Raw genomic sequence first — 26,782 nt, 5'->3', positions numbered from 1 at the left:
GATCAGCGGGCCTTCTGTTCCTCGGCTCTGGTCGCATCCAGAGTGCCCAGCAGCCGCAGCGCCTCGGCGCTGGGTGAGCCGGGGTCGGCGTGGTACACGACGAGCTGCTGCCCGGGGCTGGAACGGACGTCGAAGGCTTCCATCCGAAGCGTCACCTCGCCGACGTCAGGATGGTGGAACCGCTTGGACTCGTGGCGCTTGCCGCGCGCATCGTGTCGGGCCCACAGTTGCGTGAAGTCGGGGCTCTGCTCGCTGAGGGTGCTCAGGACCTCGCGGATGCGTGGGTCGTGCGGGGCGTCGCTGTGGAGGAGGCGGAAGCCCGCCACCGTGTTCGCTGCAACCTGCTCCCAGTCGGGGTAGAAGGTGCGCGCTGTGGGGTCCAGGAACACCTTGACGAGCAGGTTCGCGCCGTGATGGAACCCGTCGAAGAGGGCGTACGCCAGACGGTTCCCGGCCAGGACGTCGTAGGCCCGGCCCAGCACGAGGGCAGGGGTGCTCGGCCACAGCTCCAGCAGCTGGAGCAGCTGGGGGTCGATGCGCTCGGGGAGGATCGCGCGGGACGATGCCGGTGCCAGCCCGGCGATCCGGTAAAGATGCAGCCGGGCCTCATCGTCGAGGCGGAAGACCTGGCTGAGCGCGTCGAGCACCTGGGTCGACGGGTTACGTTCGCGGCCCTGTTCCAGGCGGACGTAGTAGTCGACGCTCATTCCGGCCAGCATCGCGACCTCCTCCCGACGCAGACCAGGGACCCGGCGTACGCCGATGCTCGGCACCTTCACGTCGTCGGGGCTCACGCGGGCGCGCCGACTGCGCAGATAGTCACCAAGAGGAGTCGAGGCCATGGCTTCGATGCTAGGGCGTACGAGGCGCCGATGGGTGGGTGCGCTGCTCCCAGGCACAGCGCGGCCTTCATGGTGGACATCGATGGCCGCAGGTTTGAGGCGTGACAGAAACCAAGAAGCTCACGTCGTCCAAGACAGTCCTGGTCACCGGTGCCAGCAGTGGAATCGGTGAGGCGACCGCTCGCCGCCTGGCTGCCGAGGGCCATCATGTGATCCTGACCGCTCGGCGTACGGAGCGTCTCGAGGCGGTCGCCGCCGAGCTCCGAGACAGCGGACACAGCGCCGAGGCCCGTGGGCTCGACGTCAGCGACCGGGCAGCGGTGGCCGCTCTGGTCGACTCCGTCGTGGCGGACCACGGACGCCTCGACGTCGTGGTCGGCAACGCTGGCGTGATGCTGCTGTCGCGGCTCGACGCGCTGCTGGTCGACGAGTGGGACCGCATGCTCGACGTCAACGTCAGGGGCCTTCTGCACGGTATCGCTGCCGCCCTCCCGCACTTCAAGGAGCAGGGCGGCGGCCACGTGGTGACGATCGCGTCCATCGGTGCCCACGAGGTCGTTCCCACCTCGGCGGTCTACTCGGCCACCAAGTACGCCGCCTGGGCGCTCACCGAGGGCCTGCGACTCGAGTCCGATCCGAGCATCCGAGTCACCACGATCTCGCCCGGAGTGGTGGAGACCGAGCTCGCCGAGCACATCACCGATCCGGCTGCGTCGGCCGCGATGGAGGCGTACCGGGCCGCTAGCATCCCTGCGGATGCCATCGCCGGCGCGGTCAGCTATGCGATCGCCCAGCCGGCCGGGGTCGACGTCAACGAGATCGTCATCCGTCCTGCCGCCCAGCGGAGCGCCTGACGATACCCCCGAGGAGGAGAGACCCGGTCAGGTCGAGGGCGTCAGCCTGGACTGCAGGCTGACCCAGGTGGCATCGATGCTGACGTAGGGGTTGGGTCGGGTTCGTCCGGTGGGTCCCCAGTCGGCGAAGGTGCCGTCGCTGGTGATGACGTCGACGGTGCGGGCGGTGCGGATCTCGGCAGGGTAGCCACCGTCAGGGAGCCGTTTGCTCTCCAGCAGAGCCAGCGCGTCGGCGCAGCGGGAGTCGCCGATGTGCCCGGTCTCGACCATCACGGTCAGGGCGATGAGGACGTCGTAGAACCGGATGGGCCACTGGATGCGCAGAGGGTCGCCTCCCCAGTCGGGGCTGATGGGGGCGCCGTCGCGGCGCCGCCACAGCAGGCGACGCTCCAGCAGGAACTCGGCTGCCCGGTCCACGGCGTCCGCCAGCCGCACCTGATGTGCGGTCGAGGCGGACCGGTGGTGGCGGGCCAGGCCGCGCAGCGGGAGCAGGGTCTCCTGGACCGAGGAGGTGTGGGCGGCGGGTTTCCTGTCGCAGTTCCAGCCGCCGTCGGGCCACTGCCACTCGACCAGCCGTGCGGCGAGGATCTCGGTGCGCTCGTCGGCCAGTCCCAGCTCGTGCAGGTACCACACGGCCAGGCCCTCCTGGGAGGCGCAGCGTCTGATCCGGTCGTCCTGGCCCGGCAGCATCGCGGTCGAGGGTGGGCGGAGGTGGCGGGGAGCGAGCAGCCAGTCGAAGACCTGGTCGACCAGCGGGCTCAGAGTGGTGTCGCCAGGCGGATAGCCGAGCTCGGCGAGTCCGGCCAGCGTCCAGTGCGGGCCCTGCCACTTGCGGTAGGCGCTGGTCTCGTGGCCCTTCCGGATCGTGCCGTCGGGGCGGCGATGGGCCAACATCCGCCTGACGTTGTCGCTCTCGGCCACCAGTCTGCGGCGCTGCTGTTGGGCGGCGTCGTCGTCACCGATCCCGGCGAGCAGCCGGTGCGCGCGCCACGCCACAGACGGCTCCGGGGAGGACAGCAGCCCGAGGGTCCAGGGATCGGTCCCGTCCATCACAGCCGTTCGCCTTGCTGCCCCAAGGCGATGCGGACCAGGGTGACGACCTGGACGATCGCACCGATCGCGGTGCCGAAAGCGCCGAGGGCCAGCGCGATGTAGATGAGCCAATCCCAGCCGGCCCATTGCCCGAGGTCGAAAGGAAAGATCTGCCAGATCCGTGTCACGGACACGAATCCGACCAGCGCGTTGACCAGCTCACCGGTGGCCTTCACCGGCGGCCGATCGTCGGCGACGTACACGAGATTGACCAGTACGCCGGTCGTGATCGAGGCGTAGACGAACGGCAGCACCTCGGTGGTCTCCTCGGTGAGGAACGGTACGACGTCCCATCCTGGCCACACGGCGATGAGCCAGGCCAGGATCAGGTTGACCAGGACGGCAACGACGTACCCGGAGCGGCGCGCCCGGGTTCGTGGCCTGCGGGTTGTGGTGATCGTCATGGTGACCTCCTCCTCACTCATCGTCGTGCCGCATCCGGCGGCAGGGGGAGGGTCTTTTGATCCTGGCGGGCAGGACCTTGGCGCCTGGTCGGGCACGACGTCGTCGCGTTGCCTTGGAAGCACTACGTCGTCACCCCTTGGACGAGAGGATCCGCTGATGCACACGGACGGACAGAACTCGGACCCCGTTGGCTCCCGATCAGGACCGCTGCCGCTCTCGGTGGCGTGGCGTGCGGTGGCACGCTGTGTCGCCGAGTCGGCGCGAATGCTGGCCACCGGGGTCGTGCGTTGGCCGCGCGGCAACGTGGGACGCCGACTCCGGTTCGCCGACGGGACCACCGGTGAGGTGTACCGAGAGACAGTGGTCGCACGGCCACCCGTCGAGCCGTGCCTTCTGGTCGTGTCCTTCCGGCTCCGCCGGGTCCGCGGTCGTGGACACGTGCTGTTCAGGTGGGAGAGCTGGTTGAACACCCCGCTGTTCGTGGGGTTCCCGGGATTCGTCTCCAAGCTCTGGCTCGCCGACGACGAGCAGGGCCGCTACCGCGGGGTCTACGAATGGGACGGAGCAGACCGTGCCGATCACTACGCCCGGTCGCTCTGGAGAGTGCTCGCGCTGGTGAGCGAGCCGGAGTCGATCGACTTCCGGGTCGTGCCCGGGCTGCATCGTGACGAGGTGCTCGCGGATCCGGGTCTGCTCGACGGCCACACCGACCCCGTGGTTCCCGACTGGTGGTGCCCGGTCGGCACGTCGTGAGCGGCCCGGACGTGCTCGTCGTAGGGGCCGGGCCCACCGGTCTCACGCTTGCGCTGCAGGCCCACGAGCACGGCGCGACAGTACGCGTCGTCGATCGCCGGAGCGAGGCGTTCCGACGCTCGCGAGCGATGATCGTGCACTCCCGGACCCTCGAGTGCCTGCGTCCGCTCGGGGTGACGGATGCCCTGCTCGACCGTGCCGACCGGAGCCCGCGCGCACAGCTGCACCTCGGCCGCCGGGTCGTCGACGTCGGGCTGGGGGAGGCGGCCATGCGGAGCACGCCCTACCCACACCTGACGATGGTGCGGCAGGCGGACGTGGAGGAGGTGCTGGCACACGCCCTGAGCCGGCGAGGTGTCGAGGTGGAGTGGGGAGTGGAGCTCGACGCGTTGGAGGTGGCTGACGAGCACACGCGTGCGACGCTGACATCGGCGGGTGGTCAAGAGCTGGCCACGCCCCGATACGTCGTCGGCTGTGACGGCCCTGCGAGCAGGGTGCGGAACACCGCGGGGATCGCCTGGGACGGCGGCCCCTACCGCCAGGAGATCGTGCTCGCCGACCTCGAGCTCGAGGCCGACCTCAAGCCGGACGTGCTCCACGTGGTTGCCGGTCGCGCGGGCCTGCTGTTCCTGTTCGCACTGGGCGAAGGCGCGACCTGGCGCCTGCTCGGCACCCGCCCGGCCCGCGACGGCGACCAGCCCTACGGCCAACCCGGCGAGGGAGTGCTCGCCGCCGAGGTGCAGGCACTCATCGATGACGCCGGGCTGGAGGCGCAGGTCCGGGAGATGCCGTGGTCGGCGAGGGTGCGACTTCAGCACCGCGTCGCCGGCGAGTTCCGGCACGGGCCCCTCTTCCTCGCCGGGGACGCCGCCCACACGCACTCACCCGCGGCCGCTCAGGGCATGAACACCGGCATCATCGACGCGGTCAACCTCGGCTGGAAGCTCGCGTACGCCGACCGCGGGCGCTCCGCACTGTTGGACTCCTACGACCGCGAACGTCGGCCCGCGGCGCGGCAGGCGCTCGCCCTCACCCACACGGTCTTCTTCGCCGAGGCATCGACCCACCCGTTGCCGCACCTGCTGCGCGGCAGGGTGCTGCCCCTGCTGGCACCGCTGCTCCCCGTGATGCTGCGACAGCCCCACGCCATGGCTGCCGTCATCACCCTTCTCTCCCAGCCGTGGGTGCGCTACCCGGGCAGTGCCCTGTCGGTGACGGACGGCTTCTTGGTCCGAGGCCCGCGCCCCGGCGACCGGCTGCCGGACCGCGTCGTCACGTGCGCTGGTCGGCCGGAGCGGCTGCACGACCTCACGGCCTCGCCCGGCGTACACCTGCTCCTGGCTTGCGACGCCGTGCGCACCGACCTCGACCGTCTCGGCCCACGCGTCACCGTCCACCGCATCGACAGCTGGCCCGGCACGGGCATCACGGCTGTACGTCCGGACGGTCATGTCGGCTACCGATCGGCGCGTGACGCGCACACTCTCGCCGACTGGCTGGAGCTCGTCGGAGCGGCGTGAGGTCTGAGCCCGCACCTGCTGACCGTCAGTGGCCTCTGCATGCCTCGCCGGGAGACGGCACGAACTTCTTGAGCCCCGGCTTTGGCGAAGATGCCGTAGCTCTGCACCCCGTGTAGCGGTCGTTGCCGCCTGGGCTCTGGTTCCCACGTACGGCCAGGGCGTCGTCGTCGAAGCCCGGCGGGTTGCCCTCGATGGCTCCGACCCGCCCCGCCATGTCACCGAACTGCGGCTGCGGGTCCGCTCAACCAGACGAAGGGCCAGGAAGGCCGAGATGTCGCTAGGGCTGGCACTTTCATCATCACCCTCAGATTGGCGTGTTGTTATACGCCAATCTGAGGGAGTTTCGTATGAGGCGGCTCAGGCGATGGGCTGGGAGGCAAGCGGTGGGCCCACCTCGTCGTCGACCGGCACCTCCGCCGACGCAGAGTCCAGCTCCGGAAGCAGCCGGTCCAGCCACTTCGGCAGCCACCAGTTCGCATCGCCCAGGAGCTTCATGGTCGCGGGGACGAGCACCAGGCGTACGACGGTCGCGTCGAGGAAGATGGCCGTGGCCAGTCCCACTCCCATCATCTTCACCACCGGGTCGCTGCCGAGGATGAAGCCCGAGAAGACGGCCACCATGATCAGCGCGGCTGCGGTGATGGTGCGCCCGGTGCCGGCGATCCCGGCGATGACCGCACGGGTGTTGTCGCCGTGGCGGCGGTGCTCCTCGCGCACCCGCGACAGCAGGAACACCTCGTAGTCCATGGAGAGCCCGAACAGGATCGCGAACATGAACAGCGGGATGAAGGACACGATCGGCACCGTCGACTCCACACCGATCAGGTTGGCCGCCCAGCCCCACTGGAAGACCATGACGAGCACGCCGTACGCCGCGCCGACGCTCAGCAGGTTCAGCACGACCGCCTTCAGCGGCACCAGCACCGACCGGAACAGCAGCGTGAGCAGGAGGAACGACAGCACCAGCACCGCCGCGACGAAGCGCGGCATCCGCTCCTGGACCCGGTCACCGAGGTCGGCGAAGGTGGCGGTCTGACCGCCGACATGGGCGGTCGATGCGGTGCCGTCGAGGACCGCCGGGAAGACCTCGCTGCGCAGCCTGGTGACGGTCTCCTGGGTGGCGACGTCCTGGGGCGACGTGGTCGGCTGCGCCACCAGGGTCGCGACGCCTGCATCGGGGTCGATGGTCGGTTCGCTGACCGAGGTGATGCCCGGGTCGGCGGCCACCGCCTCGGCGAGCGGCGCCACGGCGGACCTGTCCTGGGAGATGTCGACCGCGATCACCAGCGGTCCGTTGGCGCCGGGGCCGAAGCCGTCGGCGATGAGGTCGTAGGCCCGTCGTTCGGTCCTCGACTCGGGCTTGGTCCCGTCGTCAGGAAAGCCTAGGTCGAGGGCGAGGACGGGTGCGGCCAGGGCGATCATGAAGACCGCTCCGCCGACGAGGTACGCCGTCGCGTTCCGGGTCACGTGAGCACCCCACCGGTACCAGCCGGTGCTCGGCCGGTGCTGCGTTCGCCGGCGCCCGTTGATCCGTTGCCCTGCCAGTCCGAGAAGCGCCGGCAGCAAGGTGATCGAGGCGAGCACCATCACGAGCACCATCGCGGAGATGGCGACCCCACCACCGGTCACGAACGGGATCCCTGCGACGAGCAGCCCGAGGATCGCCACCACGACCGTGCCGCCGGCGAAGATCACGGCCTGTCCTGCGGTGGCCAGGGCTCGGCCGACCGCCTCGGGGACCGGCATCCCCGCAGCCAGGTTCTCGCGGTGCCGGGTGACCAGGAAGAGCGCGTAGTCGATGCCGACGCCGAGCCCGACCATGGCGGCGAGCTGCGGCGCCCACGCCGGGATGTCGATCAGGTACGTCACCAGCTTCATCGAGGTGACACCGATGACGAGGCCGAACAGCGCCATGCCGATCGGCAGCCCCATCGCGACGAAGGAGCCGAAGGCGATCAGCAGGACGATCATCGCGACGACGAGCCCCGCCACCTCGCCGAGCCCGGTGGGTGCCTCCTCGAACGCGAAGAACAGATCGCCGCCGGTCTCCAGCGTCAGCGACGACTCCTCACGCAGGTCGGCGACGGCCTCCTTGAGGTTGTCCAGATCGGCGGCATCGAGCTGCTCGATCGCCGGGTACTGCACCCGCACGAGCGCGATGTCACCGTCCGGCGAGACGCTGCTCGTCGTGGCCAACACGCGCGGGAGCTCGGCGAGGGCTGCCTCCACGGGCGCGACCTGCGTCGTGGCGTCCGGCGCTTCGAGGACGACGTGGGCGGTGACGCCGCCCTCGTCGGCGTGGGCCTCGGCGAGCAGCGCCGCGGCTTGGTAAGAGTCGAGGCCCGGAGCCTCGAAGCTCTCCTCGAGATCGCGCCCGAAGGCGGCGGATGAGGCGATGACGACGAGCGCGAGAACGAACCAGGCGCCGATGGCGGTCCATGGTCGGGTCGCGGCGGACCGGCCGAGCCGGTAGAGGAGATTGGACATGTCCCTACCGTGGCCCGGCGAGGAACGATGCACATCGGGCCAAGGAGCAGTGGGCTCATCGGCCGAAAGTACGAGGAGAAGGTCATGCTTGTGCCCCGTACGACGAGGCTGTCGGATCGCTAGGGTCGAGTGGTGGTGACCGCCTTCGTCCGCTCAGTTCTCGCCGAGCCCCGTGCACCGGACCCGCCGGCGCGGGTGTGGTGGGACTGGGTCCTGGTCGGCGCCCTGCTGGTCACGGCCGTGGGCGAGGCGATCTTCCGTCCCGACGTACCGTGGCGACCCTTGGCCACCGTGGTCGCGCTCCTGGTGATCCCGGTCCTGCTCTGGCGGCGTACCCATCCACTCCTCGCGACCGCGGTCGGCTTCGGCGGCGCGATGGTGCTGCACATCCCGTTGATCGTCGCCGACGTCGCCGATGCGGGGCTCTACACCATGGCCTGCATCCTGCTGCTGCCCTACGCCTTGTACCGCTGGGCATCCGGACGAGAGGCGCTGGTCGGGACGGCGATCGTCGCCGTACCGGTGAGTCTGGGACTCGCCGCGACCGAGAACTTCGGGGACCTGATCGGCGGCGCCACCGTGGTGATCGCCTCTTTCGCCCTCGGGGCCGCGATGCGCTACCGCGCGGTTGCGCGCCAGCGCGAGGTCCAGCAGGTCCGTACGCTCGAGCGCGGTGAGCTCGCCCGCGAGCTGCACGACACCGTCGCCCACCACGTCTCGGCCATCGCGATCCAGGCCCAGGCGGGGCGAGCGGTGGCGGCCACCGACCCGGCGCTGGCGGTCGAGGCGCTGGCGGTGATCGAGGCCGAGGCGTCGCGTACGTTGTCCGAGATGCGCACGATGGTCCGGGTGCTCCGCGAGGCCGACGCGGCCGAATACGCACCCCAGCGGGGCATCGGCGATCTGGAGGAGCTGACCCGGATGAGCCCCCTGGTGGAGGTGCGGTGCGTGGGCGACCTCGCCGGCCTGCCGCAGCCGGTCGAGGTGTCGGTGTACCGGATCTGTCAGGAGGCGGTCACCAACGCGATCCGGCACGCCCTCTATCCCACGCGGGTCAGCGTGGAGGTCCGAGGCGAGGCAGGCGTCGTGGAGCTGCGGGTGCACGACGACGGAGAAGCGGCCCGCCTCTCGGCAGGCGTGGGCTATGGCCTGCTCGGGATGGCTGAGCGGGCCAAGCTCCTCGGCGGCGTGTGTCAGGCGGGGCCGGACCCGGCCGGTGGCTGGACCGTCGAGGCGACCCTGCCGCGGGAGGTGTCGCGATGACCAGCCAAGGGACCATCAGGGTGGTGGTCGCCGACGACCAGCTCCTGGTCCGCACCGGTCTGACGATGATCCTCAACGCGCAGCCCGGGATCGAGGTCGTCGGCGAGGCGACGGATGGTCACGAGGCGGTGGCCGTGGCCCGCGAGCTGCGTCCCGACGTCTGCCTCTTCGACATCCGGATGCCCGGCATCGACGGCGTCGAAGCCACCCGCCGGCTCGCCGGCCCCGGCGTCGAGGACCCGCTCGCGATCGTGGTCATCACGACGTTCGACCTCGACGAGTACGTCCACGGAGCCCTCAAGGCCGGCGCCCGTGGCTTCCTGCTCAAGGATGCCGGTCCCGAGCTGCTGGTCCAGGCGATCCACGCAGCCGCGAACGGCGACGCGCTCATCTCGCCCAACATCACCCGCCGCCTCCTCACCACGCTGGCCGGCCTCGAGCGAGCCAGCCCGCCGGCCCAGCCGATCGAGCCGCTCACCGAGCGCGAGGAGGAGGTCCTGCTCACCGTCGCGCGCGGCCGCACCAACGCGGAGATCGCCGAGGAGCTGAACATCACCCTGAGCACGGTGAAGAGCCATGTCGCCGCGCTGATGAACAAGCTCGGCGCCCGCAACCGCGTCGAGGTCGCGATGTGGGCGTACGAGACCAAACGGGTGAAGGAATAGGGCGGCGGTGGCACTACCGCATCTTGAGTAGATGGCTCGCGCTACCGTAGCGCCGCGTAAGGATCTGCCTAGACCTGTTGCATGCGGTCTGCGTGGGTCCAAGCCGAACGAATCCGTCCTGCAGAGGGGATGTCTATGGCTCGGGACGATGACGCCGAGACCGGGAGCGAGGACTGGGCTCGCACGAAGGACTACCTGCGGCACGACCCGACCAAGTGGAACAGCCTCTCCTGGACCACCGCGCGCACCCTGATCGAATCGGCCAACGACATCTTGGGGCGGGGCACGCGTGGGCTCGTCGAGAACCTGCGTGCGCACTGGACGAGGACGGACGATCTGACGCTCTCCGTCCCTGGGGTCTCGAGGTTCCTGGTCATCGGCGACACCGGCGAGCAGGACCCGTCGCAGTACGTGGTCGCGCCCGCCTTGGCGCGCGCCGCGGGGGAGCGCCCGGACCGGGAACAGGCCGGCTTCGTGCTCATCCTGAGCGACGTGATCTACCCGTCCGGCAACGTCAACGACTACGTGGACGGGTTCTACAAGCCGTACCGGTCGAACCGGGTGCAGGGCCTCGAGGCGCCCCAGGACGTACGGGACGAGTTCGCGCTTCCCGAGAGTGTCCCGGTCTACGCGGTGCCGGGCAACCACGACTGGTACGACGGCCTCCACGGCTTCGCCCACCAGTTCCTCTACCCGGCGGACGAGCCGCCGGCCTGGCCCAGCGATCTCCTGGCGCCGTCGTTCGAGGAGAAGCTGGGGCTACGGCAGCTGATCCGGGACCGCTTCGGCCGCGCCATGTGGCGCACACCCAGCGAACCGGAAGGCAGGTCCGCGCCGGCACGGCGCGGGGTGTCGGCCGAGGACGGCGGGCCGGCACCGGAAGCCCCGCTGCAGCCGGCGCCGTACTTCGTCATCGAGACCGAGCACGTGGATCTGGTGTGCATCGACACCGGCATCGACGGGGCCATCGACGGAGCGCAGTACGACTGGCTGAGCTCGCTGGAAGGTGAGAAGCCGAAGATCCTCATGACCGGCAAGCCGATGCTCGACAACGGCGAGCTCCACGAGGGTGAGGTGTCCGGACGACCCGGCAAGACCGTCTACGACGTCGTGACCGAGAGCAAGCAGCGCTACGTCGCGACGGTGGGCGGTGACACGCACAACTTTCAGCTGTACGACCCCCAGAGCCCGGACAGCTCGCCCGACGGTCTGTGGCACATCGTCAGTGGCGGCGGTGGCGCGTACACCCACGCCACCCATCCCATCCAGACGGCCAGATCGGACGCGCGAAACCACTCACAATTTCGGCCGAGCAGGGTCTTCCCGCGGTCGGCCGAGTCCCTGTCGTACTTCGCCCAGCAGCTCGTCCCCGGCATCTGGCGGCTGCTGCTGAGCGCCGTGATGTTCGGCGGGGGAGTGGCCTTGGGCTGGTGGCTCGCCGGCTCGGGGTGGAGCCTTCAGGTTCAGCCTTGGGGCGAGCCGGTGAGAGTCGGCCCCGGGGGAGCGGCCATCGCGGCGATGGTGGTGCTGGTGCTGCTGCACCTGTTGCCGCAACGTCCCGGACGCAGTCTCTTCGGTCGCCGCCTGCTGCTCCGTCTCGAAGCGCTGGTCGCAGGGGTGCTGGCGACGCTGTTCCTGCACCACTTCCTGCCGGATGCCGCCGGAGCGCTGCTGGTGCTGTTCGGGTCGAGCACCCTGTGGATCTGCCTCAACGCCTGGTGCATCCGCTGGTCGAGATGGTGGGGCCCCGTCGAGCGGGTCCCCGGGTGGCATCACGTCGCGTTCGGGTGTGTGCTGGCTGCTCTCGTGGCTCTGGCTCTGGTGCCCTGGGGCTTGGACGAGGGAGGCATCGACGACGGACGTACGGTGGCGTGGCTGGGCGTCGCGGTCGGCATCTACGTCGTCGCGGCGATCGTCGGGTGGCGGAAGCGGATCGTCGACGACCTGAGCGGCGACCGTGCCGCGCGCTGGCTCAAGCGCTCGGTCGTGTGGGCGGTGCTTGCGCAGGCGGCCGTCGTGTCGGGGGAGATGCTGCGCGTCTTGAGCGGCGAGGGCTTGACCCTGCTGTTCTTCAGCGGCGTGCTCGGACTCCTGCTGCTGGTGGCAATCGCCGCGCTGCTGCTCGCGGCGCCGCTGGCCCCGGACCTTCTCACCCGCCACCTGCGCAACGACCCCCGACGCAGGGCGCGGGCGTGGCTCCGCTGGCGGAGCTGGCTGGTTCAGCCCTTCGTGTTCCTTGCGGCGCCCGTGACGCTGGCCCTCTGGTGGTGGGCAGCCGACGCCGCCGACTCAGGGTGGATGCGGGCCGCCTTCGCCCTGCCTGCGCTCATCGTGATGATCGCGATCGGCCTGCTGGTCCTCGACTGGGTGCGACGGGAGCACGAGCTCGTCTACATGCCGCTGGTGCTCGTCGCCGTCCTGGCCCTCGGGGTGCTCCTGCTGGGGGCGGCGGTGCCGGGCCTGCTCGACGTACGGGGCTTCGAGGCGCCCGGCCGGCTCGCGAACGAGCTCAGGACGTGGTGGCCGGCCGTGGTGGTCAGCGCTGCCCTCCTCACCGCCGTCGCGGTCGGCGCCGCCGCCCTCCTCGCCCACCTGGTCTTCCTCGGCGCCCACTCGCTGATCGCGGACCCCAAGGCGTGGGTGAACCCCCGCTACCGCCAGGGCGTCTCGACGCGCCACGACTTCATCAGCGAGGCGGCCGCGGCGTCCATCATCGAGGCGGAGCATCACCGCATGGGTGCCCAACCCGCAGTGGTCGAGGGTGTCGGCTGGCGGACCAGACGCCGCGCGCAGATCGCCTTCCCCGGCCTGAACCCGCCGTTCGGACCGATCCAGAGGTTCGTCTCCGAGATCTACTCGCTCGACGAGCCGCCGTTCTTCAAGCACTTCCTCGAGTTCGAGACCTCACCCACCGAGGCCGTGGTGAAGATCCACCGCGTCCGGGGTGACCAGCCTGTTGAGATCGAAGAGGTGGCGAGGATCAGTCTTGCGGCTGCGGCCGCCGCAGATGGTGACCTCACCCGCGGCGTTTAGACGCCCCTGTCCGAAGTAGGTTCTGGGCGCGTCCGGTGCCGCGGGTCACCTTCGTACGAAGTCTGCGATAGCCCGGCCCAACTCGTCTCCAGCGTCCTCCTGAAGGAAGTGGCCGGCATTCTGGATGGTCGGGTGGCTGAGGCCTCGGGTGCCGGGGATGAGTTTTCGCAGAATCGGTGCCATCGCGCCGGTGATCGGGTCGCTGTCGCTGAACGCGACCAGGAACGGCAGCTCGCTGGCCGATAGGACTTCCCAGGCGGCGCGGTTGGCCTCAGTGGCCGGATCGTCAGGGCGGGTCGGCACCAGGCCGGGCATGGCTCGGGCCCCGGCCTTGGCGCGCTCCTCGGGGAAGGGCGCGTCGTAGGCCGCGCGGACGACATCGGACATCGGACGCGCGCAGCCGGCGGCGACGAGCCGGGCGACGTCGAGCACCTCCGTCTTCTCGACCGCGCGGCGGAACTGCCACCACACCTCGGGCATGTCGAAGTCGCCGGTCGGAAGCCCGGTGTTCGCCGCGACCACGCGAGCGAAGCGGTCGGGGTTCTCGGCGACCAGGCGGAGACCGATCAGGCCACCCCAGTCCTGGCCGACCAAGGTGACCTCGCGCAGGTCGAGGTGGTCGAAGACCAGCTCTCGGGTCCACTCGACCATCCGGGCGTAGGAGTAGTCGGCCTGGTTCACCGGCTTGTCGGAGCGCCCGAAGCCGACCAGGTCCGGCATCACGCACCGAATGCCGCCCTCGGTGAGCACCCTGGCCACGTGTCGGTACAGGAACGACCAGGAAGGCTCGCCGTGCAGCAGCAGCGCGACCGGTCCGTCGGCGGGTCCCACCTCGACATAGGCCATTCGCAGGGTGCCGCCGTCGGGGTCCGTGACCTCGGTATATGCCGGCTCCCAAGGGAAGTCGGGCAGGTGCTCGAAAGCGGCGTCCGGGGTGCGGTAGACCTCCATGCCGGACAGTCTGGCACAGGCTCCCGAGCCCGCCCGCGGACGAGCTCGGTCGGCGGATGTCGTCCTCAAGCCATCTCAGGGACGTGCAGGTGCGCGTAGGCGAGGTCGAACTCGTGCACGTCGACGATCTCGCCGCCCGCGTCGCTGGCGGCCCGCCTGCGCATGTCGTCAGCCGACGAGCGGCTGGCTTCCATCGCGGCGCGGGTCTCCCAGGCTGTGGTCGCGCAGCCCAGGCCGGTCGACCGGTCCACGAGCAGGCTGGCGCTGCAGAATCCGGGAGTCTGCTCGAGCTGAGGAAGGATCGCGACGCGGAAGGTCTCCATCATGGTGTCGAGGTCACCCTGCACCCAGCTGACTCGGCAGCACTCGCCGTGATGGGTGCGGTGCATGACGGCGATCTCCCACTCGTCGACCTGCATGGAGCCGCCCAGGATGTCTCGTCCGCGGTCGCGGAGCGGGCGAAGCCGCTCATCGCTGGCGCGCATGGCCTCCTCGTCATCCCATGAGCTGGTTGCGACGCACAGCCCGGTCTCGCGGTCGACCAGCATCGAGAGACCGCGACAGCCCTCGATCTCGTCGAGCATGGGCCCGGCCTCGGCGTTGACGAATGCGATGCCCGCGTCGATGTTGACGGGCCTGCCTTGGAACGTGGTGGAACGTGCGTACACGGCCCACTCCTCTCGGAACAGGGCAGCGCCCGGCCGGCACTGCCGGTTGATCCCTGCCTACGCCTTCCGGCGCGAGGATGCAATAGCCCGCTCGTCGGTCCCCGGCCCCACCTCGGGCCGGCGCGCACCGGCCCGACCGGCCCGGGCAGTCGCGGCCCGTTGGTAGGCGTTTCCTAGGCGTGAGCGGGACCGGGCTCGCTCGAGCTCGCGTCCCTTGCGCGGTTCAGCACGTCAGCCAACTCGTCGGCGGTGAGCCGCCGGTTGGTGTCCCCGAAGCCAGCGGGGAGCGAGCTTCGCCGCGTGCCGGCCTGATACCGAACGTGGCTGGTGAACAATCTACGGATCGGCCGGAAATCCGAGCAGTCGGCCCAGGGCACCTCGCGGAACCGCACGACATCGGTCACGGTGAATGCCTCGGGGCTCAGGGTCAGGGTCGGTCGACGCACAAACCCCGCGACACTCCCTGCCAAGCCTCGCAACGCGAGCAGTCCGAACACCACTCCGATAATTCGCCAAAGAGATGACGTTTCGGTCAGCAAGATCCAGGTCCAGAAGCCCACGAGGACCCCGTAGATGCTGGTCCAGCGAGCCAGATGTCCTGTGGCCATCCTGAAGACCTGGTCTGTCATGCCGCGGATCATCCCGTCCGGACGGTTGGCGGTGCAAGCCGTCGGCGGGCTCGAGGGCGTCGTCAGCACCAACAGACCGGACAGCGCTGCGGTCGTCGTCCAAGCGAGGCAAGCCCCCAAGCTCGGAGCGCGCCATACGAGTGGTGCCATTATCCGGCTATGGAGGTTTCGATCTACCCGGTGACGATCGTCGCGGCTCGATACGGGGGCGGCGACGAGCCCGGACGTTGGTTGGCGTTTCCGTACGATGCTCCGGACCTGCCTCAGGGCTGGGATGGTGACGACCTCGACTGCCGTGCGTTCCGGGAGGGATGTACGGAACCGGTGGGGGCTGGTTCGACCCCTAACGACGCCTACCTCGACCTGGTGTCGAAGGCGCGATAGCGCCGCGCGATCAACAGTCATGTGGCGCTACTCGCGGCACAGCACGCCTGCGCCCGTCAGACCTCGAACGTGCCCATCACTGACGGACCCACTCAGCGGCCGTGATGCGCGCCCGGTAGCGGAGGTAAGACGCGCACTCCACAGGGTTGGATCGGAGCGACCCTCGACGGGGGAGCGAGCAGCTAGGCCTCCGAATGGAGTGCGGTCCTGAGCGCCGAGAGGAGCACTCGGTATCCCTCGCCGCTGAGGTGGAGACCATCGCTGGCAAAGGCCGACGGACCCAAGGCCGAGAGCTCGGCCTTCGAATCCATGATCTCGGCCTCAGCTGCTGCGGCAGCCGCGGTCACCGCGGCCTGATAGTCCTCAAGCAGCGCGTTGGTGCGATCGCCGCTGCCGTTGAGGCGGGCCTCGATGACTCCTGGCGGCAGGATGACGACGCAACGATCTGCGTCGCACGACCTGAGGAACTGCTCAAGAACTTCCCGGACGAGCGCTGCGGGCACCTTTCTCCATGGGGCCGCATCGTTCGTTCCGATGGACAACACGACGACATCGTCAGGTCGGACCGATGCGGCGGCCGCTTGGGTCGCAAGGTCGTGAACGGTGGCGCCACCTGCAGCAGCGTTGACCACGTCCTTGCCCAAGCGAGGGAGGTCGCGCTGAACACGCGCGAGGTGGCTGTCCCCGAGTAGAACGATGCGCACTCCAGAGAGCCTACCCACGCTCTTGGTGCCCGGCGAGTTGGCGTGGAGTCGCTGCGACACGGCTGCACGGTAGTTGCGAAGGGCGCCCACCTTGCGTCGAGGTTGACCTTGGAGGTCGCCTTCATGGATCTCGCGCTGCCAATGGGAAGCGGCGGCGGTTGTCGGCGCCGCGCCTGAACGAAACTGTCGGTGGGCACGCCTAGAGTGCGTCAGGTGATTACACAATGAGCAAAGATGCGGCAATGCGGGCGATGCGGGAGGCCCGGTATCGCGAAAGGCAAGAGGCTTCGACCGCCGACTCGACCCCGACCAGGCCGGCGGTTCGACCTGCGAAGGCCCAGGCTGCCAAGACGGCTGCTCCGCCTACGCCCACCGAGGCGCTGTGTGGCCACCGTTCGATGAGCGGACGCACCTGCACACGCGAGCAGGGCCACGAGGCAAAGAGCCACCGCTACTCCTAGCGCTCAGCCGTCGTCCTCGGTCAGGGTGGTGGAGGGAAGCCAGTCGGCGCCGAGGAGCTGGGCGAGGGCAGTGAGGCCGGTGGTGTCGCTTCCCACCGTGGCAGAGGCCGCAGCGATCCGCTCGACCATCACCCTGCCGACCTGCTCCTCGACGGTGCCCTCGGCGTAGGCGATGTGCCACGGCGAGAGCTGGTGGTCGCGGTGGGTGCGGCCGGTCACCTGCCGTCCCGCGATACCCGAGAAGCGGGCCTGGTGAAAGACACCGACCCGCGGCTCGCTGCTGGCCCGGCGACCGTCGGCGAGGGTTTCGCCGGCGTGCAGGCTGATCGAGGCGACCGTGGTGAAGACGCAGACCTTCGCCTGCCCGGTCTGGAATCGGAGCCGCTCGGCCTCTGCGTCGAACCGGTCGCGGCCGTAGATCGTGGCGACTTCGAGGCCGGAGTCACGCAGCCGGTCGGCGATCGGGTCGGCGGCGGTCGCGACGAACTCGACCGAGCACGCCACCTGTCGCTCGGCCTCGACCTGCTGGACGATCCAGGCGACCGTGGAGTCGACGCGGATCAGCCCGGCCTTCTGCCGGAAGCGAAGCAGCGCTGCCCGCCCTTTCGCGACATTGCGGCCACGCCGGGCGATGTCCATCTCGCGGCAGAACTCTCCCCATTCGGCCTCGTACGCCGCCCGCTCCGACGGGGTGAGTGTCACCGGCATGCCGGAGATCGGCACCGGCCCCCACGGGGCCGCGCGGTGCAGCATCGCGGGCGGCCGCTCGTCCGCGAGCCAGCCGCGTACCAGCTTGAGGTCCGCGGCGCGCCGCGCCGGGTCGGCGGTCCATGTTGCGCCGTAGCGTCCGCGCTCGACCCCGATGCCGTTGCGCTCGAGCGCGGTGGCGAACGTGGCGCCGGGCTGGGTCGCCGAGGTCCACTCCTGCATCGGCTCGCCGAGGACCTGCGCATAGGCCGGGGCGAGATATGGCAGGTCGAGCGGCGTGTGTCCGGGCGTCGCGGTCGTCGCGATGACGAAGGGTGCCTTGTCGTGCGGCCGCCCGTGGCCCGAGATCCGCGCCCAGAGCTTCCACCGCTTCGTCGTCGTACGCCGCAGCGCGTGGGCCTCGTCCGCGATGATCACGTCCCACGCGTGATCCTTGACCTTCTCCAGGCGGTCCCAGGTGATCACGACCCATTCGAGACCGCCGTCGCCCAGCGCCGAGATCGTGCGGCACCAGTGGCCGATCGTGATCGCGGCGGGACGGTCGGCGACGACCAGCACCCGTCGCGCACCGCGGAGGTCGCCCACCGCTGTCGCCCCGAGGACCGCGGAGATCGTCTTGCCCACCCCGGGCTCATCGGCCAGCAGGAACTGCCGCCCGCCCGCCGCAGCGCGCGCCGCGATGGCGTCAGCAGCCTCGTACTGAATCTGCCGCGGCTCGAGCGCGTCGGTCGGCTCGAGGCTCTGCGTCGGAAGGTCGGGATTGAGGGTGCTCTCGATGAACCGACCGAGCGTGTACGGACCCGGAGCGTAGGGCGCGAGGTGCGCCGGCACAGCGCGCCCGACGTACAGGTGGGTCTTGACTCCCGGGTGCCACGTGGCGCCCTCGACCTGGGTGCCGTAAGGGACGTCGAGCACCCACAGCCGCTCGCCCGGGCCGACGGCCGGCAACGGCCGCTTCGGTTGTCGCGTCCCGCTCCGGCGCGGACGCCCGCCGCGGCGACGAGCACTGGATCGGCGAGGACTGGCCACACCCAGACGCTATCCTCCAGGCGAGTCGATCCGCCGCTCATCCTCGGCGGCCGGGATTGTTCGTACGCGCGGTGGCTGGTGCGCTGCGGGGGTCCTCCGGCCAGGCGTGCTTGGGATAGCGCCCGCGCAGATCAGCACGTACGCCGGGGTAGCCGTTGTCCCAGAAGGACTCCAGGTCTGCCGTGACGGCTGCTGGGCGTCGCGCGGGGGAGAGCAGATGCAGCAGGAGCGGGACCCGGCCGTCCGCGAGGACCGGCGCCGCGGTCCAGCCGAAGACCTCCTGGATTCGCACAGCGAGCACCGGTTGTTCGGCGGAGTAGTCGATCCGCACGCTCGACCCACTGGGGACCTGCACTCGCTCGGGAGCCAGATCGCCGAGCCTGCCTGCCTGCGGCCACGGCACCATCGCCCGCAGTGCGGCAGCCACGTCGACGCGACGAAGATCCTGGGCCGAGCGAACCCGCGCCAGCTGGGGCCCGAGCCACGACTGGAGGTTCTGCGTCAGTGCCACGTCGCTCACATCGGGCCACGGGTCACCGAGCGCACGGTGCAGGAAGTCGAGGCGGGCGCGCAGCGCCGTGGACGCCTCCGACCAGGTGAGGAGAGCGATTCCCTCACTTGCCACCGCATCTCGGATCGCGCCGGTCACGGCGTCGGCCGGCGGATCACTGAGCGGGACGGAGCGGAGCTCGATCGCGCCCAGCAGCGTACGTCGGCGAGCCAGCACCCGCCCTCCGGTCCAGGTGACCTCGTCCACCTCGGTCCACAGGGACGGCGCCGCCTCCAGCGCGAGGTCCTCGGTGAGCGGGGCCGCCGCTCGGATCCGGGCTTCACGTTGCCCGGGCCGCCGCTCCGCGTCTCCGACCGCGAGCCACTCCAGTCCGCCCAAGGGCCCCGAACTACGCGGATCGAGCGCCGCGCCCGTCCCGGACGCCATCAGGTAGCTCGCGGAGCTCGAACGCTTGCGCGCGATCCGGTCCGGATGCGCCAGTGCCACCACCAGCCCGACCGCCACGTCATCAGTGAGTGCGCGGGCGTCCGACGACCCTGTCTGGTCGCTGGCGGAGCCTTGCTTCTCGACGACCTTCTCCAACCGGGCGGCCTGGCCGCGCCACGAGCCTGCCCCCTGTCCGGCGCGCAGCGACCGGAGCGCGGCAACCAGGTCCCCGCCGGGAGCGCGCACGTCCTCGCTCAACATCGCGACCACCTCTGCGGCGCGCCTCGCCCCGACGAGACCAGCCCCGTCGATGAGGGCACGCGCCAGTCTGGGATCGGTCGGTACGCCAGCGATCACCCGGCCCCGCGAGGTGGCTCTCCCTTCCTCGGTCATCGCCCCCAGATCCACCAGCACCTCCTTGGCTGCCGCCATCGCATGCGCCGGTGGCTGGTCGAGGAGCGCCAGGTCGTGCACGTCGTCACTGCCCCAGCACGCCACCTCCAGGGCGAAGGCCGTCAGGTCGGCGGTCGCGATCTCGGGCTCCGGGTGAGCGGCCAGATGCGCGTGCTCCGCCTCGGACCAACAACGCAGCACGGCGCCCGGCCCCAGCCGTCCGGCCCGACCCGCCCGCTGCTCGGCCGCTGCCCGGCTCACCGCGACGGTGACCAGAGAAGCCAGTCCGCGACGGTGGTCAGTGCGTGGCTCGCGCGAGAATCCGGCGTCCACCACGACACGTACCCCAGGTACCGTCAGCGACGACTCGGCGACCGCGGTCGAGACGATCACTCGTCGGCGGGGACCCTCGCTGAGCGCACGATCCTGCTCGGCGCCGGACAGACGTCCGTGCAGGGCGTGCACGGCCGCGTCCACGCCGGCAAGGCGACGTACGGTCGCCTCGACCTCTGCGACACCCGGCACGAAGACCAGGACGTCGCCCTCGTGCTCGGCGAGCGCACGACGTACGGTCGCTGCGACATGGTCGTGGAAGGCCGGGGTGATGCCCCGGTCGTCGGTGCGGCGCACCCCCGCGGGCAGCGGGCACCAGACCGCTTTAACCGGGTGCAGAGCACCCGGGACGCGGATCACCGGAGCGGTGTCGACCCCACCGAGCAGGGCGGCGGTCCGTTCGGCCTCGATGGTGGCCGACATCGCCACCAGGGACAGGTCCTCACGCAGGTGGGCCCGGATGTCGATGAGCAGCGCCAAGGTCAGGTCGGCGTCGAGGTGGCGCTCGTGCACTTCGTCGAGCACGACGGCCCCGACGCCGACCAGCTCGGGATCGTGCTGGATCCGCCGGAGCAGCAGGCCGGTCGTGACGATCTCGACACGGGTATGTCGACTGGTGCGCCGGTCTCCGCGCACGGAGTATCCGACCGTCTCGCCGACCGGTTCGCCCAGCAGATGCGCCAGCCGTCGGGCAGCAGCACGGGCTGCGATGCGGCTGGGCTGCGTGACGACGACCCGTCCGGCGACAACCGCGGCGACCGCGGGCGGGACCAACGTCGTCTTGCCAGTGCCCGGCGGTGCGTGGACCACCGCGGCTCCGCGGGCACGAAGCGCCTGGTCGAGAGCGGCCAAGCCGGCGGTGACCGGGAGATCGGGCGGCGCGGCGAGCAGATTGCGCAGAGGGTCGGACACTCCTGCAGTGTGCCTGACGTGCCTCGGCCGGTGTCGCGTCGGCGCCGAGGGCTGTCACCACGACGACGCCCAAGCAGACGAGCCCATCGTCCGACGCATCGCATCGGGGGTGACGATCTGGGACTGGTGGATGTGGGAAGCAGTACTGAAAGGGCCAACTGTCTCAGGCTCGTCGCGTCCGCAGCCGGTCGCTATCCGGTGTCCGCAGCGCTCCAGCCGATCGGCGCAGCATCGGCCGCTCGCACTTCCGTCCACCGCCGCCTCAAGCCTCGACACAGTTGGTGCGCCCCACTGGCGGCGTAAAAGATGCATCGGTGCGCAGGGATCCTAAACAGGTTGAAGCCCACCGGCATGCTGGAGAGCAGGTCGCGCGACAACCGCACTGGGTCGACGTCGTCCGTGAGTTCGGCGGGGATCTCGAGTTGTGGTCGATCCTGGCTCCGCACGGCCGTAGGGTCCAGCACCGTAGTGGGGGCCGCACGATGACATCTCAAGTAAGAAGGCTCGGCGTGTCCTCCACAGATCTGCTGGGGCAGATGTGACCAGAGTGAGCGCATGGTGCCAGTGGGTCAACCCTTCCACTAAGAAGGGAGAGTTATCCACAAGATGACACTCACGTAGTTTCACGAGTGTGCTTACCCAGGGCTACGATGCCCTGTGAAAGCCGCGAGAACTCGGTCCCGAGGCTGACAGCTTCGGCTCCGAGGTCTCGACGGTGTCATTGGCGTGACTGTTGCAGATTACTGGGGTGAATCCGGGGGCGTATATCGGGGGTGCCCTGCGAGTCGCGAGTTGTTGGTCTCTTCCGATGGGGGAGCGGGACCGACAACGCACTCGAAGGGTGCCTGCAATGTACGAGATCGACTATCTGTGGGTCGGGGAGAAGAGCAACACTGGCGATGCGATCGCCATGCGCTTCACCCGGCCCGACATCGGCAACCACGCCATCGTTGTGATCGACGGTGGTTTCCACGAGACGGGCGACCGTCTGGCCGACCACATCAAGAACTACTACGGAACCTCCGTGGTTGACCTCGTGGTCTGCACCCACCCGGACGACGACCACATCAACGGGCTGTTCGAGCTTGTCGAGCGCGTCACGATCCATCGCCTGCTTATCCACCGGCCGAGCCGCTACGGCTTCGGTGAGGGCGATGACGTGAAGTCCGAGAAGGTGGAGGACCTGATCGCCGTTGCGCGGAGCAAGGGCACCATCATCGACGATGACGTGTTCGCCGGTTCGACCTACTTCGGGGGCGCGCTGGCAGTCGCTGGTCCTTCGGAGAGTTACTACAAGCAGATGCTGGTGGAGCAGTCCTCCGGCTCTGTCCTCGCCAGCCTCAGCTCGAAGGCGCAGTCGGTCTTCGGGACGGTGATCCGCAAGGCCAAGAGCCTGGTCGGCGATCCGGGTGAGACGATGGTCGGCGACAACGGCGGCACGACACCTCGGAACAACTCCAGCATCATCCTCGACCTCCAGGTCGACGGCATGCGAGCGCTGTTCACCGGTGACGCCGGCGTTCCTGCACTGGAGCGCGCGGCCGACCAGCTTGACGATCTCGGCCGCACCAAGACCATCGACATGTTCGATGTGCCTCACCACGGGTCGCGCCACAACCTGACCCCTGAGTTGCTCGACCGCCTGCTTGGGGCAGAGACGCTTCTGAATCGGGGCATCGCCATGGCGAGCGTCGGCAAGGAGGCGGACGATCACCCGCGGCCGGAGGTTGCCAACGCGATCAAACGCCGTGGCTACCCGGTGTTCTGCACGCGCGGGATCAACCTGTGGTGGCGGTCGACGGACGCTCCGTCGCGTTCGGGCTACAACATCTCGTCGACTCCGCTCGAGTGGCTCGACGAGTCCGAAGAGGGCGCTGCCTGACGTATCCGACGGTGGGCTGGTGTTGTCGGCCCACCGCCGTACGTCACCGAGGAGGACAAATGCCTGGTCTCAGTGAGCTCTTTGACGCGTACTCGCTGCGCGCCCGGGTCTATCCGGGGCTGCTCACGGTCTTGCCCATCACCGTGATCATGGTCGTCCTATGGCCTCAGTCGCCTGCCCAGGCGCTCTGGCCGGTCGCCGTCTCTGTCGGGGGGATGTTCTTCCTCACCAACTGGGTGCGCGACCGAGGGCTCAAGTTGGAGAAGCGGCTAGTCCAACAGTGGGACGGGCTCCCGACGACGCGTCGCCTCCGGTGGGCAGATGGCGCAACTGACCCAGACTTCGAGCGCCGCCGCACGCAGCTTGAGAAACTGGTCGGCATCCCGCTTCCAAGTGCGGCCGATGAGGACGGCGAGCGATCGGATGCCATCTACCTGTCGGCCGTGCGAGGCCTGCGGATCTGGGTGCGTCAGCGGGCTGACGCCTTTCCCCTGGTCCAGCAGGAGAATGCTGCGTACGGCTTCCGTCGCAATCTGCTGGCGCTCAAGCCGATCGGGATTGCGCTGTGCGTCCTGGGGCTCATCGTCGATGGCGTATGGGCGGTGGCGGTAGATGCCACTGCTTCTGTCGGCATTCTCGGCCTCGTGCACGGCGCCCTGCTCGTCAGCTGGATCACCGTCGTCTGCGGGGAATGGGTCCGGGATCAAGGTGAGCGCTATGCCGACCAGCTTTTCGACGCGCTGCTGAGTCCAACGGGCGCCGACGCGGCCTGAGCGTAGGAGACCGCGAGTGAGGTTGAACGCCACCAAGGGGCGCCGGTTCATGGCCTGGCTCACGCGCGTCTGGTGAGTCCCGCATCCCAACCGCTGCGCTGAACACGCGGCTCAAGGACGGCATGAGACCGGCCTCGCCCTCGCGAACCTGCGGTCCGGTAACGCGGAACCAGGTGGACCACCTCGCCTCGAAGTACGGACTCGACCAATTAGAAGCCAGCGGCTCGGATGTGGACGCGCGAGCGTTAGGGGAGTCGGGCGATGAGGTTCTGTGTCTCGTCATCGAAGAGATCAACGACAAAGTCGGCGTTCTCGACGTATGCGACTGCTTCACCCGAAGTCGGGTTGGCGGTCCCGTGGGCGACTCGGTTGCGAAGATCTCGCAGTTCGCGGAACTGGTTGGCGAGACCCGGAGTGATCACGTTCTTCTTCTCGTAGTCCGCAAGCAGCCGCACTTCGTCTGCGCCGGGCCGTAAGGGGGAGGCCTTCGATGGATAGTTCATGACCGTCCCGATCAGGTCGCGCGCCGATCCCTTCACTATCTCGAATGCAGTGAGGATCGCGTATGACGGGTTCCGGTCTGCCTCCAGGGCGAGCGACAGCATGCGGTCGTCGCCGTAGATTGGCGCCGGTGCCTTCTCTGAGGCTGGTGGCGACGGCTCCATCTCTGGCTCCTTCGCATGATCACCGATGATCGCGCGGCCCTCCTCGAGCTTCTGGATGCCGTCGCCGAACTCGAACTCAGTGCCGAGCACCTTCCCGGACTTGAGGCGCTTCAGGAGTTCCTCGATCTCGCTCTTGAATACAAGGGCAGCGATGACGATCGCGGTTGGCCACGCCAGGCTTTCGACAACCGAGGACACAAACTCCATCCAGTTCACGGGTGACATGGTCCCCGGGGAACTATCAATCGGTCGGTACAACGCGCCGAGGCACGGCGAATGCCCTCCAGCCGACCCAGAGCCGATGCCCTCCGGGAGCATCAGGTCAACGCGGTGTCAACCGACGGAGGCCCTTCCTCATTCACGGGCTGGCCGTCATCGATACAGGGGACAATCAGACCGCGTCTTAGTGGGCTACGGACTGACGCGCGTGTGGCGCCTTCAGGGCAACTCGGCCAGGACTGAAACCACCCTCGCGCGGTGCGAGGTGTGCTGGCAGGGCACTTAGTTGGCTAGGTCAGGCACTCTGCGCCGTTCAGAACGCCACCCACGTCCAGGGACGGGGGATCTCGCCTCGTAGGCAGGCGAGCCGGTGGGAGACCTCGGCCGCTGCGTCGGAGTTCGTCGCTGCTTTGTCCGCGACGAACGCGGTCCAACGCAGCTCTTGCAGGTCGGCGAGCGTCCGGAACCACGGTGCTTCGCGTACGTCATGGCCGCCGTAGGTGGTGACGAAGGCGTTGTAGTCGTCGGTGTCGATTCGGGCGAAGTCTTCGTGGTCGACGGCGAGGGGGATCAGGTCCCAGGCTGGGTGTCCGACGGAGACGTTGTCGAAGTCGAGAAGGATCGGTGAGCCGCTGTCGGGCACGACCAGGTTGCCTTGCCATGCGTCGCCGTGGACGACATGTCGAGATTGGGGGATCTCGGTGGCTGCTAGGTCCGTGCCCAGGCTGGTGAGTCGGTCCTGTAGCCAGTCGCGGTCGGTGGTGGAGATCCCGCTCGCGGACTCGATGCGCTCGGCGACATGCCCGACCATGTCGAGGTTCGGTAAGTCGATGGTGGTCGGCGCTGGGAGGTCGTGGAGCTTGTGGAGCACGGCGCCCAGTTCGGCAGGTGTTGCGTGGCGGTGGGCGGCGATGGGTGTCCACCAGCTCACGGGTCGCCCGGCGACAGTAACGAGCTCCAATCCGTCGATCGGGAGGTTCGCCTCGAGCCCGTGGGCGGAGAGCCAGGAAGCGATCTGGACCTGGCGGGCGGCGTCCTCGGCCGTGCTGACGCGGCCGATGCGGGCCACGACCTCTGCGTTCGGCAGGAGGTAGATCGCGTTGGAGCCGTTCCGCAACAGACGGGCGTCCGCTGTGTTCAATCCGACTTGCGACGCTGCCTGTTGCAGCACTTCGAGGTTGTTGTTGGTGGCGGGTGCTGCTGTCACGGAGCCCCTTCTGCGGGTTCGTCTGACGGGCGTCGTGTCGGCCGCTGACGCAGCACGGCTTGTCCCGCTGGCGGCCGCTATGCGGGCCAGCACTTCAGCCCTCGAACGCCTCAATCAACTTGGTTGGAGCGGCCGCCAGCCATGCATCGACCAGAAGATCGCGGAGGTCCCCTGGGTCGATGACGGTGAGCTCGATGAGCACAGCGGGGTAGTTGTTGAAGTGCTCGATGGTGAAGACCCCGTCGATGCCGGCGCCGAGGACGGCTTCTTTCTCGTGCAGGTCGGCGGTGTTGACTGCGAGGATCGGCGGGACGGGCGGGGTCTGGTCGCCGAAGCGCTTGAGGTCGGCCTTGCTGAACGGGCGGAGCCAGGCGAAGCCCTTGCCGCGTACGGACCAGGTTGGGTGCCCGTAACGCTCGCCCTCGGTGACCTCGGGCAGTTCACCGATGATCCGAGCCACGTCTTGGAGCGTTGCCATGCTTGGAGCGTAGTTCGCGGCGCTGTTCGATCGGGCTGGATCGGGCAAGCCGGTGGGTAAGGTCCGTTGGGTGACGTCCATGATCGACACTGCCGTATCCCGTCTGCTTCGAACCCGGTCCGTCGTACGCGCGCCGATCTGGCTCTACCGACATCGGGCCGGGTGGCTCCTCGGGTCCCGAATGTTGATGCTCGAGCACATCGGACGCCGGTCAGGGGTCCCGCGGTATGTCTGTCTGGAGGTCGTCGAGCGGCCGAGCGTGGACGAGATCGTGGTGGTGAGCGGCTTCGGTACCGGGGCGCAGTGGTATCAGAATCTGCGCGCCGAGCCTGCATGCCGCGTCAGCCTCGGGAAGCGTACGAGCGTCGCGGCGCAGGCGACGTTACTCTCGGAGCAGGAGTCCGCTGCGGCGCTGGGTCGCTATCAGGAGGCGCACCCGAAGGCCTGGCAGCGGCTACGCGGTGCGATCGAGACGGCGGTCGGTCACGAGGTCGACGGATTGCCGATGGTGAACCTGAGACTCATAGGAGACTGA

22 protein-coding genes are annotated in these 26,782 nt (G+C 69.1%); 9 read left to right on the top strand and 13 right to left on the bottom strand.

The genetic code is table 11. The annotated features are described in order from the left end of the window. Window positions 1-2: 2 nt before the first annotated feature. Complete coding sequence (locus tag ABZZ22_RS05045) at window positions 3-842, bottom strand: helix-turn-helix transcriptional regulator (RefSeq protein WP_354927447.1); 840 nt, start codon at window positions 840-842, stop codon at window positions 3-5. A 101-nt stretch (window positions 843-943) separates the two neighbouring features. Here ABZZ22_RS05045 and ABZZ22_RS05040 point away from each other — a divergent pair, with 101 nt between their 5' ends. Further along, complete coding sequence (locus ABZZ22_RS05040) at window positions 944-1,696, top strand: SDR family oxidoreductase (protein ID WP_354927445.1); 753 nt, start codon at window positions 944-946, stop codon at window positions 1,694-1,696. Between the two features lie 27 nt (window positions 1,697-1,723). On the opposite strand, the gene ABZZ22_RS05035 is transcribed toward ABZZ22_RS05040, so the two are convergent. Further along, a complete protein-coding gene (locus ABZZ22_RS05035; protein WP_354927443.1) occupies window positions 1,724-2,746 on the bottom strand; it encodes a hypothetical protein in 1,023 nt (340 codons plus the stop codon). Continuing rightward, window positions 2,746-3,192, bottom strand: a complete 447-nt coding sequence (locus ABZZ22_RS05030; RefSeq protein ID WP_354927441.1) for a hypothetical protein — start codon at window positions 3,190-3,192, stop codon at window positions 2,746-2,748. Before ABZZ22_RS05030 ends, ABZZ22_RS05035 begins: the two co-directional genes overlap by 1 nt. A gap of 157 nt (window positions 3,193-3,349) precedes the next feature. On the opposite strand from ABZZ22_RS05030, the gene ABZZ22_RS05025 reads away from it, so the two are divergent. Both ABZZ22_RS05025 and ABZZ22_RS05020 read left to right on the top strand, forming a co-directional pair. Further along, window positions 3,350-3,946: a hypothetical protein gene (locus tag ABZZ22_RS05025; protein WP_354927439.1), complete on the top strand. Its 597-nt coding sequence runs from the start codon at window positions 3,350-3,352 to the stop codon at window positions 3,944-3,946. Beyond that, entirely contained in the window at window positions 3,925-5,466 is a 1,542-nt protein-coding gene (locus ABZZ22_RS05020; protein ID WP_354927437.1) for an FAD-dependent monooxygenase, read from the top strand. Before ABZZ22_RS05025 ends, ABZZ22_RS05020 begins: the two co-directional genes overlap by 22 nt. Before the next feature lie 357 nt (window positions 5,467-5,823). Here the strand turns inward: ABZZ22_RS05020 and ABZZ22_RS05015 are convergent, their stop codons facing one another. Continuing rightward, complete coding sequence (locus tag ABZZ22_RS05015; protein ID WP_354927435.1) at window positions 5,824-7,953, bottom strand: MMPL family transporter; 2,130 nt, start codon at window positions 7,951-7,953, stop codon at window positions 5,824-5,826. 132 nt (window positions 7,954-8,085) lie between these two features. Here ABZZ22_RS05015 and ABZZ22_RS05010 point away from each other — a divergent pair, with 132 nt between their 5' ends. The 3 genes from ABZZ22_RS05010 to ABZZ22_RS05000 all read left to right on the top strand — a co-directional run bounded on the left by ABZZ22_RS05010 (window position 8,086) and on the right by ABZZ22_RS05000 (window position 12,914). After that, window positions 8,086-9,216, top strand: a complete 1,131-nt coding sequence (locus ABZZ22_RS05010) for a histidine kinase (protein WP_354927433.1) — start codon at window positions 8,086-8,088, stop codon at window positions 9,214-9,216. Continuing rightward, window positions 9,213-9,881 carry a response regulator transcription factor gene (locus ABZZ22_RS05005; protein ID WP_354927431.1) on the top strand — a complete coding sequence of 223 codons (669 nt, stop codon included), beginning with the start codon at window positions 9,213-9,215 and terminating at the stop codon, window positions 9,879-9,881. Before ABZZ22_RS05010 ends, ABZZ22_RS05005 begins: the two co-directional genes overlap by 4 nt. 135 nt (window positions 9,882-10,016) lie before the next feature. Next, on the top strand, window positions 10,017-12,914 hold the full coding sequence (locus ABZZ22_RS05000; protein WP_354927429.1) for a metallophosphoesterase: 2,898 nt from the start codon (window positions 10,017-10,019) through the stop codon (window positions 12,912-12,914). Window positions 12,915-12,959: 45 nt separating this feature from the next. On the opposite strand, the gene ABZZ22_RS04995 is transcribed toward ABZZ22_RS05000, so the two are convergent. From ABZZ22_RS04995 to hrpB, 6 genes are all read right to left on the bottom strand, one after another. Then, window positions 12,960-13,865 carry a haloalkane dehalogenase gene (locus ABZZ22_RS04995; protein WP_354927427.1) on the bottom strand — a complete coding sequence of 302 codons (906 nt, stop codon included), beginning with the start codon at window positions 13,863-13,865 and terminating at the stop codon, window positions 12,960-12,962. Window positions 13,866-13,930: 65 nt separating this feature from the next. Continuing rightward, window positions 13,931-14,533, bottom strand: a complete 603-nt coding sequence (locus tag ABZZ22_RS04990) for a hypothetical protein (protein ID WP_354927425.1) — start codon at window positions 14,531-14,533, stop codon at window positions 13,931-13,933. A gap of 173 nt (window positions 14,534-14,706) precedes the next feature. After that, window positions 14,707-15,162: a hypothetical protein gene (locus tag ABZZ22_RS04985; protein WP_354927423.1), complete on the bottom strand. Its 456-nt coding sequence runs from the start codon at window positions 15,160-15,162 to the stop codon at window positions 14,707-14,709. Between the two features lie 566 nt (window positions 15,163-15,728). Beyond that, window positions 15,729-16,310, bottom strand: a complete 582-nt coding sequence (locus ABZZ22_RS04980) for an SGNH/GDSL hydrolase family protein (protein ID WP_354927421.1) — start codon at window positions 16,308-16,310, stop codon at window positions 15,729-15,731. A gap of 404 nt (window positions 16,311-16,714) precedes the next feature. Next, on the bottom strand, window positions 16,715-18,367 hold the full coding sequence (locus ABZZ22_RS04975; protein ID WP_354927419.1) for a helicase: 1,653 nt from the start codon (window positions 18,365-18,367) through the stop codon (window positions 16,715-16,717). Between the two features lie 118 nt (window positions 18,368-18,485). Further along, the gene (gene hrpB, locus ABZZ22_RS04970) at window positions 18,486-21,023 is read right to left on the bottom strand and encodes an ATP-dependent helicase HrpB (protein WP_354927417.1); all 2,538 of its coding nucleotides are present in this window, start codon (window positions 21,021-21,023) and stop codon (window positions 18,486-18,488) included. An 850-nt stretch (window positions 21,024-21,873) separates the two neighbouring features. Here hrpB and ABZZ22_RS04965 point away from each other — a divergent pair. Continuing rightward, window positions 21,874-22,905: an MBL fold metallo-hydrolase gene (locus tag ABZZ22_RS04965; protein WP_354927415.1), complete on the top strand. Its 1,032-nt coding sequence runs from the start codon at window positions 21,874-21,876 to the stop codon at window positions 22,903-22,905. 59 nt (window positions 22,906-22,964) lie between these two features. Then, on the top strand, window positions 22,965-23,678 hold the full coding sequence (locus tag ABZZ22_RS04960) for a hypothetical protein (protein WP_354927413.1): 714 nt from the start codon (window positions 22,965-22,967) through the stop codon (window positions 23,676-23,678). Window positions 23,679-23,923: 245 nt separating this feature from the next. On the opposite strand, the gene ABZZ22_RS04955 is transcribed toward ABZZ22_RS04960, so the two are convergent. From ABZZ22_RS04955 to ABZZ22_RS04945, 3 genes are all read right to left on the bottom strand, one after another. Next, window positions 23,924-24,559 carry a hypothetical protein gene (locus tag ABZZ22_RS04955; protein WP_354927411.1) on the bottom strand — a complete coding sequence of 212 codons (636 nt, stop codon included), beginning with the start codon at window positions 24,557-24,559 and terminating at the stop codon, window positions 23,924-23,926. A gap of 316 nt (window positions 24,560-24,875) precedes the next feature. After that, window positions 24,876-25,769 (bottom strand): phosphotransferase, encoded by an 894-nt coding sequence (locus ABZZ22_RS04950; RefSeq protein WP_354927409.1) that lies wholly within the window; start codon window positions 25,767-25,769, stop codon window positions 24,876-24,878. Between the two features lie 94 nt (window positions 25,770-25,863). Beyond that, window positions 25,864-26,247, bottom strand: a complete 384-nt coding sequence (locus ABZZ22_RS04945) for an MmcQ/YjbR family DNA-binding protein (RefSeq protein ID WP_354927407.1) — start codon at window positions 26,245-26,247, stop codon at window positions 25,864-25,866. Between the two features lie 79 nt (window positions 26,248-26,326). Here ABZZ22_RS04945 and ABZZ22_RS04940 point away from each other — a divergent pair, with 79 nt between their 5' ends. Then, complete coding sequence (locus ABZZ22_RS04940; RefSeq protein WP_354927405.1) at window positions 26,327-26,782, top strand: nitroreductase family deazaflavin-dependent oxidoreductase; 456 nt, start codon at window positions 26,327-26,329, stop codon at window positions 26,780-26,782.

Source organism: Nocardioides sp. NPDC006273, from assembly GCF_040613495.1.
Taxonomy (GTDB): Bacteria; Actinomycetota; Actinomycetes; order Propionibacteriales; family Nocardioidaceae; genus Nocardioides.
This window is presented reverse-complemented; position numbering and strand designations above follow the sequence as displayed.